This window comes from Rossellomorea sp. DA94, from assembly GCF_029834455.1.
Lineage (GTDB): Bacteria > Bacillota > Bacilli > Bacillales > Bacillaceae_B > Rossellomorea > Rossellomorea vietnamensis.
The window spans coordinates 2243763-2260792 of record NZ_CP122397.1; the positions used below are offsets into that span (position 1 = coordinate 2243763).

The 17030-nt window shown below is 41.9% G+C and carries 18 protein-coding genes; 17 read left to right on the top strand and 1 reads right to left on the bottom strand.

Annotated features, from left to right (window positions below):
- Nucleotides 1–69 precede the first annotated feature (69 nt).
- From P8596_RS11575 to P8596_RS11590, 4 genes are all read left to right on the top strand, one after another.
- Nucleotides 70–807: a glycosyltransferase family 2 protein gene (locus P8596_RS11575; RefSeq protein ID WP_279726899.1), complete on the top strand. Its 738-nt coding sequence runs from the start codon at nt 70–72 to the stop codon at nt 805–807.
- A 15-nt stretch (nt 808–822) separates the two neighbouring features.
- Nucleotides 823–2025: a glycosyltransferase family 4 protein gene (locus P8596_RS11580; protein WP_279726901.1), complete on the top strand. Its 1203-nt coding sequence runs from the start codon at nt 823–825 to the stop codon at nt 2023–2025.
- 197 nt (nt 2026–2222) lie between these two features.
- Entirely contained in the window at nt 2223–2843 is a 621-nt protein-coding gene (locus P8596_RS11585; protein WP_224520088.1) for a TetR/AcrR family transcriptional regulator, read from the top strand.
- A 22-nt stretch (nt 2844–2865) separates the two neighbouring features.
- A complete protein-coding gene (locus P8596_RS11590) occupies nt 2866–4281 on the top strand; it encodes an MDR family MFS transporter (RefSeq protein WP_279726902.1) in 1416 nt (471 codons plus the stop codon).
- Nucleotides 4282–4329: 48 nt separating this feature from the next.
- Here the strand turns inward: P8596_RS11590 and P8596_RS11595 are convergent, their stop codons facing one another.
- Nucleotides 4330–5106: a putative hydro-lyase gene (locus tag P8596_RS11595; protein ID WP_279726903.1), complete on the bottom strand. Its 777-nt coding sequence runs from the start codon at nt 5104–5106 to the stop codon at nt 4330–4332.
- A gap of 115 nt (nt 5107–5221) precedes the next feature.
- On the opposite strand from P8596_RS11595, the gene P8596_RS11600 reads away from it, so the two are divergent.
- The 13 genes from P8596_RS11600 to P8596_RS11660 all read left to right on the top strand — a co-directional run bounded on the left by P8596_RS11600 (nt 5222) and on the right by P8596_RS11660 (nt 17004).
- Nucleotides 5222–6526 carry a D-serine ammonia-lyase gene (locus P8596_RS11600; protein ID WP_279726904.1) on the top strand — a complete coding sequence of 435 codons (1305 nt, stop codon included), beginning with the start codon at nt 5222–5224 and terminating at the stop codon, nt 6524–6526.
- 80 nt (nt 6527–6606) lie between these two features.
- The gene (locus tag P8596_RS11605) at nt 6607–7518 is read left to right on the top strand and encodes a cupin domain-containing protein (RefSeq protein WP_279726905.1); all 912 of its coding nucleotides are present in this window, start codon (nt 6607–6609) and stop codon (nt 7516–7518) included.
- 160 nt (nt 7519–7678) lie between these two features.
- On the top strand, nt 7679–8230 hold the full coding sequence (gene lepB / locus P8596_RS11610) for a signal peptidase I (RefSeq protein ID WP_397545321.1): 552 nt from the start codon (nt 7679–7681) through the stop codon (nt 8228–8230).
- Between the two features lie 82 nt (nt 8231–8312).
- A complete protein-coding gene (locus P8596_RS11615) occupies nt 8313–8930 on the top strand; it encodes an HAD family hydrolase (protein WP_254651456.1) in 618 nt (205 codons plus the stop codon).
- Between the two features lie 168 nt (nt 8931–9098).
- Complete coding sequence (locus tag P8596_RS11620) at nt 9099–9599, top strand: YehS family protein (protein ID WP_279726906.1); 501 nt, start codon at nt 9099–9101, stop codon at nt 9597–9599.
- 3 nt (nt 9600–9602) lie between these two features.
- Nucleotides 9603–10310, top strand: coding sequence for a M48 family metallopeptidase (locus P8596_RS11625; protein ID WP_279726908.1), 708 nt, complete (start codon nt 9603–9605; stop codon nt 10308–10310).
- 36 nt (nt 10311–10346) lie between these two features.
- Nucleotides 10347–10547, top strand: coding sequence for a hypothetical protein (locus P8596_RS11630; protein ID WP_034759644.1), 201 nt, complete (start codon nt 10347–10349; stop codon nt 10545–10547).
- 43 nt (nt 10548–10590) lie between these two features.
- On the top strand, nt 10591–10983 hold the full coding sequence (locus tag P8596_RS11635) for a nuclear transport factor 2 family protein (RefSeq protein WP_279726909.1): 393 nt from the start codon (nt 10591–10593) through the stop codon (nt 10981–10983).
- A 220-nt stretch (nt 10984–11203) separates the two neighbouring features.
- The gene (helD, locus tag P8596_RS11640) at nt 11204–13498 is read left to right on the top strand and encodes an RNA polymerase recycling motor HelD (RefSeq protein WP_279726910.1); all 2295 of its coding nucleotides are present in this window, start codon (nt 11204–11206) and stop codon (nt 13496–13498) included.
- A 153-nt stretch (nt 13499–13651) separates the two neighbouring features.
- Nucleotides 13652–14230 carry a kinase gene (locus P8596_RS11645; protein ID WP_279726990.1) on the top strand — a complete coding sequence of 193 codons (579 nt, stop codon included), beginning with the start codon at nt 13652–13654 and terminating at the stop codon, nt 14228–14230.
- A gap of 107 nt (nt 14231–14337) precedes the next feature.
- Complete coding sequence (locus P8596_RS11650) at nt 14338–15039, top strand: DUF421 domain-containing protein (RefSeq protein ID WP_279726912.1); 702 nt, start codon at nt 14338–14340, stop codon at nt 15037–15039.
- A gap of 398 nt (nt 15040–15437) precedes the next feature.
- The gene (locus tag P8596_RS11655; protein ID WP_347815210.1) at nt 15438–15854 is read left to right on the top strand and encodes a nucleoside 2-deoxyribosyltransferase; all 417 of its coding nucleotides are present in this window, start codon (nt 15438–15440) and stop codon (nt 15852–15854) included.
- A gap of 25 nt (nt 15855–15879) precedes the next feature.
- Entirely contained in the window at nt 15880–17004 is a 1125-nt protein-coding gene (locus P8596_RS11660; RefSeq protein WP_279726913.1) for a metallophosphoesterase, read from the top strand.
- Nucleotides 17005–17030: the final 26 nt, after the last annotated feature.

Consider the following 17030-nt stretch of genomic DNA (forward strand, 5'->3'; position numbering starts at 1 on the left):
TCAGAAATCAGAGGAATGAATAATCTATAGTAATCACGTCTTGTCCAAGGCAGTAATGGAGGAATAAGAATGAAGCCAATTGTATCAATTGTGATCCCCTTTTATAATTGTTCGTACGTGGATCAGGCAATTCGAAGTGCATTGAGTCAAACCTACCCGAATACTGAGGTCATTGTTGTTGACGATGGTTCAACAAAAGAGCTTGAAAGATTAACCCCTTTCATGAATCGGATTACGTATATAAGAAAGGATAACGGCGGGACTGCGACTGCCGTCAATGAAGGGGTAAAGAAAGCAAAAGGAGAGTATATCTGCTGGTTGAGTTCTGATGATCATTTTAATCAACAAAAGGTAGAGAAACAATTGAGATTTATGCTTAATAGAGGTGCAAAGGCCAGTTTCCATAATTATGATTTTGTAAATAAAGATAATGAAGTATTGCTTCCTTTTGTTGGAAAAAGGTTCTCGAATGCAAAAGAAATCTACCTCTCTATCACGAACATTAATCCAATCAATGGGTGCTCTGTCATGCTTCATAAAGATGTGTTTAAAGATGTGGGTTATTTCAGTCCAAATCTGAGGTTCACTCAAGACTATGAGATGTGGTGCCGCATGCTGATTAATGGTTATGTCATGTATTACTTGGACGAAGTATTATTGAAATATCGATCTCACCCTGAATCTGGTACCAGTAAGCACTCTGACAAAATGAAGAAGGAAGTTCGTGTTATTAAGCATTACTATCATTCTAAGATTCAACAATTTATGGTCCAACATTCAGCCTGGTTAAAAAATATCAAGTTCTAAAAAGGGAGAAGAAACATGAGAATATTACTTGTATCCTATTATCCATTGCCCTATCCAGGAGGCCTTTGGAAAGTGGTGTCGAATCTTCAATCGAAACTAATAGCATTGGGACACTCAGTGGATATCTTTGCACAATTTCCAGATCTCAGCGGTTACAGGCTTATGGGACATGGTGCCATGACCACGATGAAACAGCAACAAGTTGATATTACAAAGAGAATAAAACAAAGTTATCCCGAATGTATTAGTCATGCTGGGGTATATAGTGCCGAAAGTTATCGACTGAATTTTGATTTTACCCTGAAACAATTAGACCTTAAAAGGTATGATGTCATTCATGCACAAGACGTTACTGCAGCTAGAACGATCGGTGAATGGATTATTCCACATCCCCCGCTCATCACAAGTGCCCACGGTAGTCTCACCAAGGAAATTTTCTTCACATTTAAGGACATTTATCCAACTTGGACAGATCGAAAAATATTAGAGGGATTTGACTACTATTATTATAAATACAATGAAACACACGGCTACAAATCCAGCCGATATATCCATACACAATCTAATTGGATGAAACGAGAAATAATCAATAATTTCTCCGTACCGGTTGATAAAGTCATCTCTTTCCCTCTCGGAATTCAGAATACCCAATTCAATTCACCAGTGAGAAGAAGAAATCAGAAGAAAATCATACTTTTTTCTGGAAGACTTGTATATTTAAAAGGTGTCACGTTTCTGATGGAGGCTTTAAAAATATTGAGAGAATCAAGAACCGATTGGGAATGTTGGATCGTCGGTGAAGGAACTATGGAAAATAAATTGAAGGAATTAAGTGATTTATATGGTCTCTCTAATTATGTTGCATTTAAGGGATTAAAATCTTCAATGGAGGCAACCTTAGCGAAGGCCGACATTCTCGTCATGCCCAGCCTTCAGGATACTCAGCCTTTATCAGTAGTTGAAGCTCAATTTGCAGGGGTTCCAGTTATTGTAAGTGATGCCGGAGGGCTTCCTGAAATGGTTCAGCAAGGTCATAATGGCTATATCGTCCCAGCTGGAAACAGTAAGGCATTAAGCATCAGAATACGGGAATTATTAGATAATGAACATCTTCGCGTTCAAATGGGTAGTCGTTCGCGACAATGGGCGGAACAGAAATGGTCGCTTGATTCTATGACAACAAACATGTTGGCGCTTTATGAATCGACCATGGTATGAAGTTTTTAGTAGTGTACCGGGCGGAGAAAAAATATGTTTGAAATAAAGTGGGAGTCATATGCTTTAGGGCAACTTAATTTTTTCTTTGAAAACCAGAAAGAACAGTCTTATTAGTTGACATATGACACGGTGTCACATAAAGTAGACTAAGTCCAGTGTGACACCGTGTCATTTTTTGGGGAGGAGGTACACATGAATTGCCTAAACCTACATTCTTTAATTTAAATGAAGAAAAGAGAAACATACTGGTTGAAGCAGCAAAAAAGGAGTTTTCTAGAGTGTCATTATATGATGCTTCCATTGCAAACATCCTGAAGACGGCTGGAATTCCGAGGGGAAGCTTCTATCAGTACTTTGAGAATAAAGAGGATGCCTTTTTTTACCTCGTGGGGGAGCATGCCCGGAAACGGTTTGAAACCTTTATTGCTTTGTTGGAAACTCATGATGGGGATTTGTTCGAAGCGACAAGGGTCATGTTTCATACAATGCTTTCATTTTCGTATGAAAATGGACAAAATAATTTTATTCGTAACGTCCTCTTGAATATGAATTACAAAATAGAAAAAACGTTTACACAGACACTAACCAGGGAAACCATCGACCAGCGCTATGAGGAAATCTTCCTTTTAGTAAATAAAAATCAATTTGCCATTGATAATAAATCGGATTTGTATCATGTGTTGCAAATCCTTTCGGCCGTCACATTCCATAATCTTGTTCAGAGCATTGCTGATGAATTGACTCTTGAAGAAGCGTTGGGAAAATACGATAAAGAAATAAACATGATTAAAAGAGGATTATGTAAATCCTCTTCATAATTGAATAGAAAGAAGGGAGAACATGAATAACAGAGATTCCAATACCCAATCTGAAACCTTTAACAAAACTCCTTTGCTTATAGTCCTCATATCAGGGGCGTTCGCAGCTATTCTCAATCAAACGTTGCTTGGGACGGCTCTCCCTCATATTATGACCGATTTGAATCTGGATGCGAGTACAGCCCAGTGGCTGACGTCGATCTTTATGCTCGTAAACGGGGTGATGATCCCGATTACGGCATTCCTGATCGAGCGCTTCACGACAAGGGCCTTATTCCTGAGTGCAATGGGCTTATTTGCAGGAGGGACGCTCATATGCGCCATTGCACCTAACTTCGGGTTCCTGATGGTCGGGAGAATCATTCAGGCTTCGGGAGCAGGTATAATCATGCCACTTATGCAAACCATCCTCTTTCTTATTTACCCTGTTGAGAAAAGGGGAGCGGCCATGGGAATGTTCGGGCTGGTCATTTCGTTCGCTCCGGCAATCGGACCGACCCTTTCAGGATGGCTTGTTGAACAATTCCCTTGGAGAAGTTTGTTCTATGTGATTTTACCGATCGTCATCGTCGATTTTATCGTTGCGTATTTCATTTTAAAGAACGTGACCAAACAAACGTATCCGAAACTCGATATCCTTTCCATCATTCTCTCTTCACTGGGATTCGGTGGTTTATTGTATGGCTTCAGTATTGCAGGAAGCCAAGGGTGGGGGAGTGTTCAGGTTATCGTTTCGATGATTGTGGGAAGTGTGACACTCTTCTGGTTCATCACAAGACAGTTTAAGTTGAAGCAGCCGATTCTCGAATTCCGCGTGTTTCAAAATAAGATGTTCACATTAACGACAGTGCTGGGAATGGTCGTGTTTATCGCGATGATCGGAGCGGCAACGGTCCTTCCTCTTCTTATGCAGAATATGCTGGGTTTCTCCGCCTTTGAATCAGGACTTATGCTCCTCCCAGGGGCTCTCCTGATGGGGCTGATGAACCCTATTACCGGGAGGATATTTGATAAGTTCGGAGCCCGGTGGCTTGCCATTATCGGGTTGACCATTCTTACGATCACGACGTTCATGTTTACGAATTTATCGACAGACACATCGTTTATGTACTTGGCCACAGTCAATGCCATCAGGATGTTCGGGGTTGCCATGGTCATGATGCCGGTAACCACTGCCGGGCTGAATCAGTTGGACAGGAGCCTGATCCCGCACGGAACAGCCATGAACAATACGATGAGACAAGTCTCAGGTGCCGTCGGAACAGCACTTCTTGTAACCGTGATGACAACGAGTGCCGATCCCGCCAGAGGACTCGAAGGGATGATCCATGGAGTCAATGTCTCATTTATCGTTGCCGGCATTACGGCCATTGCAGGACTTCTACTCTCCTTTTTCATCAAGAGCGGGCGACCTGCGAAGGTTAGAAGCAATGATTGAAGGTAATAGAGGGACGGACCTTTCTTGTGACCTGGTCCGTCCCTCATTTTATTTGCTTTCTTGCAAATATTCTTCGTTTTCCCAATCGGTAACAAACATACAGCCAGGGGAATGGGTCAGCATGTAGGGGATTTTCGCATGAAGTGCCACTGCCTGAGGGGTAACTCCGCAAGCCCAGAACATTGGAGTTTCTCCTTTCCTGATACCGACAAAGTCACCGTAATCAGGCTTCGTGATATCCAGAATGCCAATTTCAGCAGGATTACCAATATGAACAGGACCACCATGCATTTTAGGGAATAGGGTTGTTATATCTGTTGCTTTCTGTACGAGTGAATCAGGTATCGGTCTCATGGAAACGACCATCGGCCCTTCAAATACTCCGGCTTTTACTGTCTGAATACTAGTCTGATACATAGCTACGTTTTTATTTTCCTCTATATGACGCAGAGGAATGTCCCCTTTGATGAGCTGACTCTCGAATGTAAAACTGCACCCAATGAGAAAGCTCACTAGATCATCCCTCCATATTTCATCAATCCGATGTTTCTTTTCAACCAATCGCCCATGTTCATATACATGGTACAGAGGGATGTCAGTGCGGATATCTGAATTTTTTGCATACTTGGATCGGAATTGCCCGGGTTCCAACACTTCTACAATCGGACAGGATTTTGGATTGCGCATGGTGAATAATAAAAAGTCAAAGGCATATTCCTTAGGAAGAACAACCAGGTTGGCTTGTACATAATCCTGGCAGACACCTGAAGTGTGAGTTTGGTGCTTTCCGCATCTGATGCTCGTTCTTAGTTCTGAAGGTAACATGGGAACAGGCTCTCCTTTAATTGAAATTTTAATAGTCTGAAGATTGGTATCCATTTTATCATATATTTGTGCTACGTTATCAGTAATTAATCATATCAGTCAGGGGGAATACAATATGTCTCACAATCTACACGGCATGGATCCGAAAATATTATCGGATTTACAGTCTCATAAAGAAATTTTATGGACCAACCCGTTAGTCAATTCCGGTAATATCCCAGGGGGTGGCTTCCAGGAAATCGTTGAAGCGGAGCAGCGGCTCGCCCGTTTTGCTCCCTATATAAAAAAGGTCTTTCCTGAAGTCGTAAACGGGATCATCGAGTCCCCTATCAAGCGACTGGGAAACATGCAAACTGAGCTTCAAGATTATTTTAAAACAACGATACAAGGTCAGCTGGTCCTCAAATGTGATAACGAGCTCCCGATTGCAGGCTCGATCAAAGCCAGGGGAGGCATTTATGAAGTATTAAAAATCGCGGAAACGGTTGCTTTGGAACAGAACTGGATCCAAGAGACAGACGACTATTCGGTGCTGGCATCGAGTCGTTTCAAGAAGCTTTTTTCACGGTATTCCATCGCCGTCGGTTCAACGGGAAACCTTGGCTTGAGTATAGGAATCGTGGGGGCTTCACTCGGTTTCAAGGTCACTGTCCATATGTCCCGGGATGCGAGAGGGTGGAAAAAGGAACTCCTGAGAGAGAAGGGGGTTAACGTTATAGAACATGAACAAGATTTCTCCCACGCGGTTGCTGAAGGAAGAAAGCAGTGTGAGTTGGATCCAGATTGTTTCTTCATTGATGATGAAAATTCAAAGGATTTATTCATGGGCTATTCAGTCGCGGCTCTCAGGCTTAAGAAACAGTTTGAAGAAGAGGGGATTAAAGTAGATCATGATCACCCCTTAATTGTATATTTGCCATGCGGGGTGGGCGGTGGTCCAGGTGGGGTGACCTATGGTTTGAAGCATGTATTCGGCGAACATGTCCATTGTTACTTTGCAGAACCTGTCAATTCCCCTTGTATGCTCCTTGGACTTGCATCCGGCAGACATGAAGGGATTTCAGTCCATGATATTGGATTGAACAATCGTACGGAAGCGGATGGTTTGGCGGTGGGCAGACCCTCTGCCCTTGCAGGTAGAATGATTCATGAATTGGTGAACGGGGTATATACGGTAAGCGATAAGAACCTTTTCAAATTGCTTGCCCTGCTGCATCAATCAGAATCCATCTTCGTCGAGCCGTCGGCAGTGGCGGGGATGATTGGTTCTTTCCTACCGGATGTGCAGGAACACCTTTCCTCTCTTGACGTGGACTTATCACATGCCACCCATGTAGTTTGGGCCACAGGAGGAAATCTAGTGCCGGAAGCCATCATGGAAGAGTATGTGAAAGAAGGAAAGGATTATTTGGTTGACTGAGTTGAGGGTTAGTTTGGAACTGGGCGGATGCACACCTTCTGAAACCACGCATATGATATCGTGGTAAAAAGCAGAAGGGAATGATCAGAATGTACAATGTGCCGATGACCTATTCATCATACCCCCAAACCTTTACAGACGCTGCACCAAGAAGTGAAGATAATCCTCAGCACTTAGTGAATACCCTGCTTAACGGTATAAGCAGAAAGGCATCAACTGCAGATTTATACGACCGATTGGCCTGGGCAGCACCAACTAGTGAGGAACGTCAAAATCTAATGCGGATGAAGGAAGACGAGGAGAGGCATTGGTGGGAATTAACCAATTTATACACTTCCCTTACCGATACCCAGCCTTCCTATCATGTAGAAAGAATTCCTTTTCATTCCTATCGGGATGGCCTGCAAAGAGGCTATGAAGCGGAGCTTGCAGATTATGAGCTGTATCGGATATGCAGTATGCAGGCACAGCATTCCACGGTATACGAGGTCCTCGTGAATACGTGCAGGGATGAATGGGGGCATGCCGAAAGATTGAGTATGTTAGGTGCAGAAGAAGACAATCGGATGTTGTCTAAGGATTATGGACCATACCCGTATACCGTGAACATTGATGAGGTGACGGTTAATAATGACACGTTCCGCACGGCTTTATGGACGGGTGAACATCTGCAGGTAACGCTTATGAGCATCAATCCCGGGGACGACATCGGTATGGAAATCCACCCCAATACTGATCAATTCCTCCGTCTTGAACAGGGAGAAGGAATTGTGAGAATGGGTGATCGCCAGGATAACTTAACCTATGAGAAAAAAGTAAGTCAGGATTTTGCGATCATGATCCCGGCAGGTACCTGGCATAATGTCATCAATACCGGAAATACGCCTATCAAGTTGTACTCGATATATGCACCTCCACACCATCCCCGGGGAACGGTACATGCAACCAAGGCTGACGCAATTGCGGCTGAGGAAGGGCATAGCCACTATTAAACTGACTTTAATAAAAAGGATGTGGAATCGGTCGGATTTCACATCCTTTATAATGAAACTATCTGTTCCACTCCTTTCATATTTGTTGACAAAAATTCAGGAATAATATGTTAAAATGAAGCAGTGAGGATGAATAGAATGAGAGTTTGCAAGTGAGAGGATGAATCGATTGGTGAATAAAAGCAAAAAGATTATGGGATGGGCACAGCCTTTGATAATTGGGATAGCGTTAGCCGTCATTATTCGTTCCTTTATCGTGATACCCATTGTGGTTGAAGGAGCTTCGATGAATACCACTTTACTGGATCATGACCGCATGATCGTAAACAAAATGGATGAACCTGAGCGGTTTGATATTATCGTATTTCACGCAACTGAAACAGAAGATTATATTAAACGTGTAATCGGGCTGCCTGGTGACAAGATTGAATATAAAAACGATACGTTATACATAAATGGTAAAGCATATGATGAGCCTTATCTGGATGAACAAAAGGAAGTGACGGTAGGGGCGTTAACCCCTGATTTCACTTTACAGGATACCCCTTTAAAACAACTAACGGTTCCGGAAGGTGAATTATTCGTCATGGGTGACAACAGGAGGTTCAGCAAGGACAGTCGTCAGATCGGCTCGATCCCGATCAATAAAGTAGTGGGAACGACGAATATTGTGTATTGGCCGGTTAAGGAGATGAAGATCATTCATCATTAGATGATAGAAATGGCGATCATCAACTTGGCAGATTTTCAAATGCAGAAAATCAGAAAATACAAAGAGTCTGGAGGATGGAAATATGGACAGCATCATCTTTGATCTGGATGGTACCTTGTGGGACCCGATCGAGTCGGTACTGGAAGCTTGGAATAAGACAATCATCGAACATGAGCAATTAGAGCATGGAATCACCAGAAGGCACTTAGAGGGTACCATGGGGCTTCAAATGAAAGAAATTGGTAAGAAGTTGTTCCCGGAATTGAATGAAGAGGAAAGGGAACAATTATTGAAAGACCTTTCCTATCATGAAATTCCCCACCTGAGTAAGAACGGTGGTCAAATATATGACCATGTAGAGAAAGTGTTGGAGAAGCTTTCTGAGAAATACGATTTATTCATCGTAAGCAACTGTCAGGACGGTTATATCGAAGCATTCTATGAATATCATGGGCTGGACAGGCATTTCAATGATTACGAGAATCCAGGGAGGACTGGTCTTTCAAAAGGGGAAAACATTAAACTCATCATTGACCGAAACCAATTAAAGGAACCTGTCTATATTGGAGATACAGAAGGCGATCGTAAAGCAGCCAAAGAAGCAGGCATCCCCTTTGTATATGCATCGTATGGATTTGGAAAAGTAGAGTCATATGACTATAAGATTCAATCATTTGATGAATTATTAAACATCTTTTAAAGGTCTGTTCTCTTTGAGGGACGGACCTTTCATTTTTTTCTGAATGAATTAGAAAGAAGATCTATTTTGCCTATGCTTTTTGAGAATCTTATCTTGCAAGCTTCTTTTTATGCCGTTAAGATGGTAAGCTAATGATTTAGTAAACGCAAAATCTCAGGAGGCATTCAAATGAATATTGATAATAACGATATCTTAATTCGATTGCGGTACGCTCTCGATCTTAAAAATACAGAAATGGTAGACATCTTCAAGCTTGGTGGAATAGAATTATCAAAAGATGAAGTGATGAAAGTGCTGACGAAGTCAATGGATGAAGAAGGGTTGAATGAAGGGGACGATCATATACATTGTGACGATGAGATGTTCGAATCCTTTTTGAATGGTTTTATCACGTTTAAAAGAGGGAAGCGGGAAGTGAAGCCTGGACAGGCGGAAAGACCGGAATTAACGTATGAACATGTGAATAATCTTCTTTTAAAGAAAATAAAGATTGCACTTTCCTTAACCAGTGAGGATATGATTGAAATCCTGGAATTGGCTGACGTACATATCACCAAAGGGGAATTAGGTGCGATTTTTCGAAGAGAAGGACATAAAAACTACCGTATATGCGGCGATCGCTACGCGCGGAACTTCTTAAAGGGATTGGCAATCCGATATAGGGGTTAGAAGATGAATCATACGTATGCAGGAGAGACGATTCAATTTGAACTTAAGTGTAAAAACCGTAAATCAATCGGCATTTTCCTAGATAGCTATGGGAATATTGAAGTCCAAGCACCTAAAGGGACGGATGAAGAATCTGTCATTCGATTGCTTGAGCATCATTGGGATGGGATTCTTCAGAAATCGAAAGAATTGAAGGAGCGTTTAAATGGCCCTCAGATGAAGTCCTACCAACATGGAGAACCTTTCCTGTATCTCGGAAAAAGCTTCCCCATTGAAGTTCTTCATACCCCTGACATCACAAAAGACTCTGTCACTTTTAGCGGGGATACGCTAAAAATCCAGGTCAGAGAGCTTGAAGATGAACGGGTAAAGCAGGCGTTGAAACGTTTTTACTACAAGAGGTGCAAGTCCATGGTAGAGAGCAGCATCGCTCATCATCAGCACCATTTTAAGAACAAGCCCCGGTCGGTACGCATATCGGATAGTCAAAAGACATGGGGGACATGCGACGGTAGAAGGCAGCTGACTTTTAATTGGAAATTGGCCATGGCCCCACAGGAGGTCATCGACTATGTCGTGGTCCATGAAATGTGCCATATGATCCACCTCAACCACGATCGATCTTTCTGGAGGTTGGTTGGGAAGATTGTACCTGATTATAAAGAGAAAGAGAAATGGCTGGCAAGTACAAGTTGGAAGATGACCGTATAGTGAGTCATGTCAGCGAGATATTGGGAGGGATGGAAAATGACGATTGCCAGTTTCCTTATCATTGCCTGGATACTCAGTTGGTTTAAATTTGATCGGCTTTTTATTCAAGCATGTAAAGAGCTTTTCAAAAAAGAAGTGACAAAGGCAACCTATTATTTCACCTTTTTTTGCATTGGAACGATAGGGGACATCACTTTATTTTTTAATGGGACTTTTTATGATGTACTAATGAGTTAGGGAAGAGTGTTCAATAAACTAAGTGATAAATAGTGAAAGGGTGATGGAAGTGTCTGAATCATATGCAATGTCCAAAAAAGAAATAGCCGTTTCGTTTCTGGAACGAGTTGCCTCAGGAGATGTCCGGGGAGCGTTTAAGGATTACACAGGAAATGATTTTTGTCATCACAACCCCTATTTTCGTGGTGACCCGGATTCGCTTATGATCGCCATGGAAGACAATGCTATTAAAAATCCCGACAAGAGATTTGAAGTGAAACGAGCGATGGCAGATGAAGAGACAGTAGCGGTTCATTCCTATGTAAGGCAGAACCCCGAGGATGCAGGGGCAGCGGTTGTCCACATTTTTCGATTTGAAAATGGAAGAATCGTAGAATTATGGGACGTAGGTCAACCGATTCCGGAGAATCCTGTGAACGAGAATGGGGTATTTTAGAACGGGAGAGCAGCATATCTATCTACACAAAAACCTGCACCACTAGGATAAATAGTAGGTGCAGGTTTCAATTTGTTATTGTAAATGTCTTGTGATTATGATAAATTAGTACAGAAACACTTTTATTGGGGTAAAAATATTCATATCCCCTCAATAATAATTATACAACATAATATCCTCGTTAGTCAACCCTGAATTTTATAGCTGAAGGAGTGCTTAGATGAAATCTGAAATGAGACATGAGCAAAAGCGAGTGGACGATGTGATTGATAATATCTTGCAACAGATTGAGACCCTGGAAACCGAAACAGGAAGGCGCAAGGAGGAAGTGGCGGAGACCCGAAATCATTTCTGGGATGAGGTAAAGGTAAACACAGATACCTTCGATGATTTTCTGGAAACCGTTATTGCCTTAAGGCAGCAGGCGCAATCGTTAACCGTTTCGGAGAGTACTCACAAGCAGGCACTTAAAAAATTATCGGCTTTGCACAGGATGAAAGGGAAGCCCTATTTCGGGCGCATTGATTTTACTGAAGAGGGGGAATCCACTGAAAGGGTTTATATCGGGATATCGACCCTGACTGATCAAACAGGTAATGACTTTCTTATTTACGATTGGCGGGCACCGATTTCAAGTGTTTATTATGATTATCCACCAGGGCAGGCCGAATACACCACCCCGGGGGGCATCATCCGTGGGGTAGTGGAAAGCAAGTGGCAGTATCTCATCAGGGATGGTGTGATTCAGTCCATGTTCGATACGAGCCTCACGATCGGCGATGAGATTTTACAGGAGGTACTCGGTAAACGAACAGACAATCACATGCATAGCATTGTCGCTACGATTCAACAGAAGCAGAATCAGATTATCAGGCATGACCAGGGCAGGCTCCTCATTGTTCAAGGAGCAGCTGGGAGTGGGAAAACATCTGCTGCCCTTCAGCGTATCGCGTACTTATTATATAAATATAGGGAAACCTTGAAAGCAGATCAAATCGTTCTGTTCTCACCTAACTCTATGTTCAACAGTTATGTTTCTCAAGTTCTACCTGAACTTGGGGAAGAAAACATGGAACAGGTAACTTTCCAGGAGTATTTGGACCACCGATTAAGCAAGGAATTCCAGGTTGAGGGTCCATACGATCAGCTCGAGTACGTGTTGAGGAAAGCAGACAACCGCCAAACGTATGAAACACGTACGGCAAGTATCCAATTCAAGGCATCTACCGATTTCTTTGAAGCAATCAAATCATACAGGGAATTCTTAGAGGGTTCAGGGATGAAGTTCAAAGGAATCATGTTCAGGGGAAGGACGATCGTTACGTCTGAAGAGATCACCGAACGTTTTTATTCATGTGACACATCACTTCGTTTCCATAACAGGATCGAAAAGCTGACTGAATGGCTAAACATTCAAATCGATCAGGCAGAGAAACGAGAACGGGTGGAGCCTTGGGTGGAAGAAGCGATTGAGTTGATGAGCAATGAGCAATACCATAAGGCGCGTAAGTATTTTAGGAAGAGAAATATCGCCGATGATTACGAAGTAGAGTACGAAGCGTTGAGAAGATTGGTTGTACGAAAAAAGTTCAAGAAGCTACGCAAATGGATCAAGACCCTCCAATATGTGGATGTAAAAGGGGTTTATCAGCAGCTCTTTACAGATCCTCTGATGATTCGTTCTTTAATGAGTAGGAATACACCTGGGAAATGGGAATATATATGCCGTTTGACGTTGAGAATGCTTGACGAAGGGAAACTTTATTACGAAGATGCGACGCCTTTCTTACTATTAAAAGAGCTGATCCTCGGTTTCCAAACAAATACATCCATTAAGCATGTTCTCATCGACGAAGCACAGGATTATTCTCCATTTCAATTTGAGTTCATCAAGAGGCTGTTTCCTTCAGCGAAATTGACCGTCCTCGGAGATTTTAATCAGGCTATCTTTGCGCATGCAAACGAACATGTTGATTTCAGTAATTTGACAGAATTGTATGGTCCGGATGAAACAGATCAGATTAACCTGACCGAGAGCTACCGGTCCACTAAACCAATCATAGATTTTACACGAAGGCTGGTTCCCGGCGGGGAACATATCTCCGCTTTCGAGCGGGATGGAGCAAATCCTGTCATAACGACAGTCACAGACCATGATGACCTGCATGATCAAATTACCGGAACAATTGAGAAGTGGAAGGCGCATGGGTACCATTCAATCGCCGTCATATGCAAAACCGCTGAAGAAAGTGAACGTGTATTTGGTTCATTAAACCAAGTCGAGGACCTGAAACTAATGAAAAGCGTCTCCCTTGAATATGAACAAGGCGTTGTCGTGATACCTGCTTACTTAGCCAAAGGAATCGAATTCGACGCCGTCATTATTTACGACGCATCAGCCCAAACATACGATGAAGAAAGTCTACGAAGACTATTCTACACCGCATGCACACGAGCCATGCACGAACTAACGCTCTACAGCATAGGCAAACCAACCCACTTCATCCAAGTATAGAATGAGGGACGGACCTCCATTTTTCAGAAAGAATCCTTATACAAAAGGATTTTGTTCTGAAAAGAGAGGTCCGTCCCTCTTTTATGAAAATAATGGTAGAATATGATGTGGAATTAACTAAGAGGTAGAGGAGTGGATAAGTTGAATTCCTATATGGATTTGTTGAATAGTATGGGTGCCCACCATGGTAATTCGAGATTTGTGTTGGGGATAGACGGATTAAGTCGTTCGGGGAAGACTACTTTGGTTCAACAATTACGCTTTGAATTAGAGAAAGAAGATCGTCCCTATCAAATTTTTCATCTGGATGATTTTATCGTTGAACGGGCACGCCGTTATCATACTGGGTCAGAAGAAAGGCAGGAATATTTTCATTTGCAGTGGGATGTAGAATGGCTTTCAAATCACTTCTTTCAGAAATTGAAAGCAGAGGAACAGATCACTCTCCCATTTTATGAAGGCTCGCGAGACACTCATGACGACAGAACCATTCTGTTGCCAAAGAAAGGTTTCATCATTATTGAAGGAGTATTTCTTCAGAGGGAAGAGTGGAGACATTTTTTTGATAAGATTATCTATTTGGACTGTTCGAGGGAGACGAGGTTTAACCGCGAATCAAACGAAACGAAAAAGAATAGGTCAAAATTCGAAAATAGATATTGGAAAGCAGAAGATTATTATATCAATCGGTATCATCCTGCAGAATCGGCAGATATCATGATAACTTCATAAGCCGTTATGCGGTAGCGGGGTTTTTCAAATGCATGGTGACGGGGTAAAGTATATTAGATACTTATTAAACAATACTAATAGAAAATACCTGTAGGAGTCGAACCGAATTGATTCACGTTGATTACTTTGAAATGATTGCTCGTTCAACAGCAAGCTTCCTGGTTCTCCTCCTTGTCGCCCGTTTGCTCGGAAGGAAACAATTGAGCCAGTTAACTTTTTTTAACTATATAACAGGGATCACCATCGGTTCCATTGCAGCAGATATTGCAGGTGAATCGAAGATGCCTTTTTTTGAAGGACTCACCAGCCTTGTCTGGTGGAGTGTCTTAACACTCCTGGTTGGATATATCGGACTCAAATCACCGAGAGCACGGGTAGTGATGGATGGGCAACCGGTCATTGTCATGAAGAATGGTAAAATTCTTGAAGATACGTTAGGGAAACATCATCTGAATATGGACGATTTAAGCATGCTCCTAAGAGAAAAAAATGTATTTTCTACTAACGAAGTTGATACCGCCATCTTCGAACCTGATGGGAAATTAACCGTGTTTTTAAAATCCGACAATCAACCATTAACCAAAAAGGATCAGGATATCATAACCGGTAAACCTACATACATCCCAACAGAATTAATCGTTGATGGGAACATCCTGTATCAGAATTTAAAGGAAGTGGGCATATCTGAAGAGTGGCTTCGAAATCAGCTGCACCACTTTCAAGTGAAACTTCAAGATGCATTTTATGTTGAGTTGCAGGAAAATGGAACACTTTACATTGATCGGCGTCGGGACCGGTTAAAGGAGTAGAGAAGGTGTCAACCCTTACATTAGGGTGGCACCTTTTAATTTTGGAAAGGATTGTGTTTTATTAAATAATTTGGAATAATTGGAATATGCGTTCGTACTATCAATAGCTGTATTAGGAATGGGGGAGTTGAATTGCTATTGTTTATCATACTGCCTTTTGTCATGGGACTGCTGGGAGCGTATTTAATTACAGTCGGTCTTTGGGAACTTAGGATAGGAATCGACAGAAAAAAATATTCAACTTATATGTTCACTGGACTTGTATTGATCCTTTTCCTCATGATGGGTTAGTGAGTAAATAAAAACTGATTTTTTATCTTTTTATCTATCCGTAATGGGGTAACAATAACAGCAGCTAAATTGTATCGAAACTAGTATTCAATCTAAAGAGGGTGTTAATGATGAAGTTTTATATTGGCTCAAGCTTTGCAAATAAGGACCTTGTGCGACATGTAAGTGATCGACTTGAACAGAAAGGCTTTAGCCATACATATGATTGGACCAGGAATGATCGCGCATCATCATTGAAAGACCTTCAGCATATCGGACAGAATGAAAAAGATGCCATCACTGAATCAAATGTGGTCATCATTATACTTCCTGGAGGAAAAGGAAGTCACGTCGAACTGGGAATAGCGCTGGGACTTGGAAAGCGCACCATCCTGTATTCCCCCAAAGGTGAGGTATATGATCTTGCAAACACGACTACATTTTACCACTTACCTGAAGTGGAAAAGTATTCGGGAAGTATAGAGGGGTTATTGGAATATATTCTAGAAAGCGGAATTCACAGCGAAATGAATAGGAGCGATTGACCATTGCTCGAGGAAGGAGACGACATTGAAGAAAATCAAACGAGTGATCTTACCAAATCAAGGCAGAGTCATAGTAATCTCGGACATACATGGAGAACTGAATCTTTTTATCAAGCTCCTACAAAAAGTGAATTTCAGTTCAGAAGACCATCTATTCATAAATGGTGATCTTTGTGAAAAAGGAAGCAACAGTAAAGGGACTGTCCGATATATCATGGAATTAACAAAGAGGAACCCGAATGTTCATGTAACGGAGGGAAATTGCGACACTGTAGTAGAAGATCTTCTTGAAGAGAATCCTAAATTGATGAACTATATCAGATCAAGAAAACATTCCATATTGAAAGAGTGGCTTGATGAAGTAGGATTTGAACTCAAAGAGGATACTGCGGTTCAGGAGGTGAAAGAGATCCTTACACGCCATTTCCCCCATGAAATACAATGGCTGATGGAGTTACCGACTGCCATCGAAACAGACGACTATATTTTCGTCCATGCAGGTCTTGATGATGGTGAGGATTGGAGAGAAACGGATCGAATAGCAGCGATCACGATGCCTGCATTCCTCGAGAAATCACATCGATCAGGGAAATATGTCATTGTCGGCCATTGGCCTGTTGTCAATTATTCCAGTGACATTCCTTCCAATAATCCGGTTGTAAGGGAAGATAAGAAAATCATCTCCATTGACGGCGGGAATGTCATTAAATCGACAGGTCAGTTAAATGCATTTATCATACATAGAACCAAGAACGGGGACAGCTTTTCCCAAACCTATACCCATCATCACTTAACATGTGAAGTGGTGAAGGGCTACATATCAGAACCAATCATGTCGGGGTCCATTTCCTACCCAAACTACGAATTGATACCCCTTCAACCATTTGAGCATTTTACACTGTGCAAACAAGTTGGAACGGATGATCTATTATATGTTAAAAATGAGTACATTCATGAAAGTGAAAAGGGAACATATTCAGCAAAAACGGATCTTTCATGTGCTCAGATCTCTGTAGATATTGGAGATATCATATCGGTTGTTGACAGTAGTTGCACAGGATATGACTTAATCAAGAAAAATGGCGAAGAAGGATGGGTACCTAAAGACGTTTTCCCAGTGAAACAGCGGCTCTCGAATCCAGTCGTTTAATTAATATGACAGATAAGGTGCGATAA